The organism is Endozoicomonas sp. ONNA2, assembly GCF_024606365.1.
GTDB lineage: Bacteria > Pseudomonadota > Gammaproteobacteria > Pseudomonadales > Endozoicomonadaceae > Endozoicomonas.
Window position 1 is genome coordinate 1 of record NZ_JAHHPO010000323.1, and the last position, 3,162, is coordinate 3,162.

A 3,162-nucleotide genomic window follows, 5' to 3' on the forward strand; every position below is an offset into this window, starting at 1 on the left:
AGGAGCTAGAGCAACGCAGGAGCAGTTGCCGGTAGGGCAGTCTATTCTCGGACAGGCTCCTGGACACCCCGTTGTCTGCTGACGCTGATGTTGAAATTGAGTCGTTGGGCAAACTGACTCTGTACGAATCGAGTTCCGAAAATCTGCAAACACAGATCGACTCACTCAGCGATGATGTGAGCCAGATGCTGTCGGCACCGGTTTTTGAGTCTATCCAGGGTGTCAGGTTCTTCACTGATGCTCAGACTAACAATGTAATCAGTGGTACCTTTTCCATCTACGGGCTAAAGAAGTAACAGCCCATGAAACTCGACATTACCTCCTTTACCGGCGAAGTTCCGTGGCTGGACAGCCATCTGTTGGAAGATACACAGGCCAAGACAGCTATTAACTGTCGTTTAACTAATGGTAGCTTGCGAGCTTACCGTGCTTCGTTGGATGAGCAGGTATTGAACGATACCCCGAAGACCATCTATCTCTATCGCAATGAATACGAACGATACTGGTTTGACTGGACGACAGACGTTGATGTTATCCGTTCGCCTGTGGCTGATGATCCCAATAACCGGGTCTACTTCACAGGCTCGGTGAAAGGTCCCCGTTACACCGATAACGGCCTTGCCTTGAGTGGTGGCAGTGACTATCCAGTCAATGATCTGCAACTGGGCATACCGGAGCCGGACGCAGTTCCCGTAGTCAGCCTCAGTGGCACACCGCTGGCACTGTGTTTACAGATACACCGGTAGGCGTCACCAGTGTAGTGGATGAAACACCCATGGACCGGCGGGGTGATATTCTGGAAACCATCGGTTGGGTAGCGCCTCCCAGCAATCTGCAAGGGATAGTTGTGCTGCCCGGCGGCGTAGCGGTGGGCTTCTCTGGTAAGGAGCTGATGTTCAGTGAGCCCTATCACTTATACGCATGGCCAGCGGCTTACCGGCTGGCCGTGGATTATGAGATCAAGTCACTGGCTGTAGCCGCCAACAGTGTAATCATTGTTACCGATGGCTATCCCTATGTGGCCTTTGGTACCGAACCCAGTGCCATGACCCTGGAGCGTCTCGATACCGCCCATGCCTGCATCAGTAAACGCAGCATGGTGGATATGGGTGATATGGCACTGTATGCCTCGCCGGATGGACTGGTGCGGATTGCTGGCGGTCGGGCTGACCTGATGACCCGCAATATCATTAACCCGGAAGGCTGGCGGGAACGATTCCAGCCGGACACGATCCACGGCTGCTTCCATGATGGCCGGTACTTTGCTTTTTACGGTGATTCAATAAACGGCGGTGGATTTATTTTCAGCCCGGACAGCGGCACCTTTACCGAACTGGGCACCTATGCCGATGCCTGCTTTCGTGATCTTCAGGACGACAGCCTCTATCTGGCCATCGGTAACACAATCAAGTTGTGGGACAAAGGCACTGAGTTGATGTCCTACCGCTGGCGCAGCAAAGTATTCCAGGGGAAACCTGTCGGCTTTACCTCGGCACGGATCATGGCCGACAGCTATGACAATCTTGGCTTTCGGGTGTTCCGGGATGGCGAACAGGTATTGGAAATACAGGTGACTTCTGACCGTGGCTTCCGACTCCCCGCAGGGCGTGGCAGCCGATGGCAGTTTGAGTTGGAAGGTACCGATACAGTTACTGCCGTGATTGTGGCCAGCTCCATGGCTGAACTCCAGGGCAGCCAGTGGACGACATCTGTCCGTTGATGCAAGATGCGCAGGATATCAGGACGATGATCAATCAATTGATAAAAAATCAGATGGGAGCCGATGGGAATACTGTAACAGCCTGGCTGGATATCCTTGCGGAGCTTGCCTGCTTTTGGATTTTCTGCAAGCCATACGAAACGATCAACAATCATACGGACATGTTGGTCTGCCTGTTCAACATCCCAGTTATTCAGTGTGTAAAGCCAGATAGATTCGAGGTCTTCCCAGGCCTGCTGACGGATGGTATACATCTGACTCACAGGTGCTTCCCATGCAAATCGTCAAGCAGAGAGTCCACATTAAAATCATTAACCACGGGGCTTTCCAGACCGGCCTTAATCTCTGCCCGAAGAGCTTCCAGTTTTGCTTCATCTTCTTCTAGCTTGCGAAGGCCCGCCCGGACGACTTCGCTGACAGACTGATAACGGCCTTGTTCTATTTTTTCAGCGACGAAACGGTCAAAGTGATGTCCCAGTGTTACAGAGGTGTTTCGGCTCATGGGCTGTCGCTCCTGTATTAATTATTAATACATAATAATACAGCAATACGATTGCTGCCATGTTTCAAATTCACATTCCAGGGTAACCATTTCAAATCATGGCAAAATTTCCTGCACTGCCTGCCACGGTAGACCGCTACGTGCGTGAGTTTCTGAACCGGCTGGCCGGCCGCAGCGGCAATGCCGGGGACAAGGCGGTGCTGCACAGTGAACTCGCGGAGCTGGGTCTGGCCAACGAGATTGGTCAGCGGCTCAGTCTGCCTGCCACCTCCGTGGGTTCCATTACCGAGACTCTGGAACCTGCCGTGCCATCCGTTCCCGTGATCGAAACCGACCGGACTGACAGCCCGGCCAACGCCAGTGGCCTTGCAGCGACCGGCATTTTCGGCGCCGTGATTCTGGACCTGCAACGGCCATAACCACACGGAAGTGTGGCGAGCGCAGGTGGATGACCGGGAACAGGCTTCACTGGTCCATGAAGCCAATGGCAGCCGTTACACCGATGTCACCGGCAATATCACCCTCCATTATTACTGGGTGCGCCATGTAAACAGTGGTGGGCAGGTCGGCGGATTCAACGCACTGGCCGGAACACCAGGACAGGGAACCGCCATTATCAACCTGGCGGACCTGCTGCTGGAAAGCCCGGAACTGTCCGGGCAACCCTTTTCCGTGCGGAATGTTGGTACCGACGAAGCACCGGAATATGTTCTGATCTTCAATGGTTATCTGGCAGTAAATGGACCGGTGAATATCAACCAGCTTCAGTCCGGTGAATTACAGAATGGCACTGCTTTGATCTTAGGACGTGGCTCCATTGAGCTGAGTACCGGCACCGATGGTTTTGGTCAGATGGTGATTACCGGCAGTGGCGGCATTGCCAACAACTGCCTTTCACCACCCCAATCAGGAATATACCGACTCATATAAAATGCCTAAA

At 53.2% G+C, this 3,162-nt stretch carries 6 protein-coding genes and 1 pseudogene; 5 read left to right on the top strand and 2 right to left on the bottom strand.

What is annotated here, in order from left to right; genetic code table 11:
* Positions 1-71: 71 nt before the first annotated feature.
* From KDK14_RS05815 to KDK14_RS05825, 3 genes are read left to right on the top strand one after another with little or no spacing between them, the layout of a single operon-like run.
* Positions 72-296, top strand: a complete 225-nt coding sequence (locus KDK14_RS05815) for a hypothetical protein (protein ID WP_257264073.1) — start codon at positions 72-74, stop codon at positions 294-296.
* Positions 297-302: 6 nt separating this feature from the next.
* On the top strand, positions 303-746 hold the full coding sequence (locus tag KDK14_RS05820) for a hypothetical protein (RefSeq protein WP_257264074.1): 444 nt from the start codon (positions 303-305) through the stop codon (positions 744-746).
* Positions 725-1,720 (top strand): hypothetical protein, encoded by a 996-nt coding sequence (locus KDK14_RS05825; RefSeq protein ID WP_257264075.1) that lies wholly within the window; start codon positions 725-727, stop codon positions 1,718-1,720. The genes KDK14_RS05820 and KDK14_RS05825 overlap by 22 nt, the downstream gene beginning before the upstream one ends.
* Positions 1,721-1,767: 47 nt before the next feature.
* Here the strand turns inward: KDK14_RS05825 and KDK14_RS21650 are convergent.
* Positions 1,768-1,974: pseudogene (locus KDK14_RS21650) on the bottom strand (type II toxin-antitoxin system RelE/ParE family toxin); the annotation flags it as partial.
* Positions 1,975-1,979: 5 nt separating this feature from the next.
* Complete coding sequence (locus KDK14_RS05830) at positions 1,980-2,222, bottom strand: type II toxin-antitoxin system ParD family antitoxin (RefSeq protein ID WP_209277181.1); 243 nt, start codon at positions 2,220-2,222, stop codon at positions 1,980-1,982.
* Positions 2,223-2,320: 98 nt separating this feature from the next.
* Here KDK14_RS05830 and KDK14_RS05835 point away from each other — a divergent pair, with 98 nt between their 5' ends.
* Both KDK14_RS05835 and KDK14_RS05840 read left to right on the top strand, forming a co-directional pair.
* Positions 2,321-2,641 (top strand): hypothetical protein, encoded by a 321-nt coding sequence (locus KDK14_RS05835; RefSeq protein ID WP_257264076.1) that lies wholly within the window; start codon positions 2,321-2,323, stop codon positions 2,639-2,641.
* A 25-nt stretch (positions 2,642-2,666) separates the two neighbouring features.
* Positions 2,667-3,152 carry a hypothetical protein gene (locus KDK14_RS05840; RefSeq protein WP_257264077.1) on the top strand — a complete coding sequence of 162 codons (486 nt, stop codon included), beginning with the start codon at positions 2,667-2,669 and terminating at the stop codon, positions 3,150-3,152.
* The last annotated feature ends 10 nt before the right edge of the window (positions 3,153-3,162 follow it).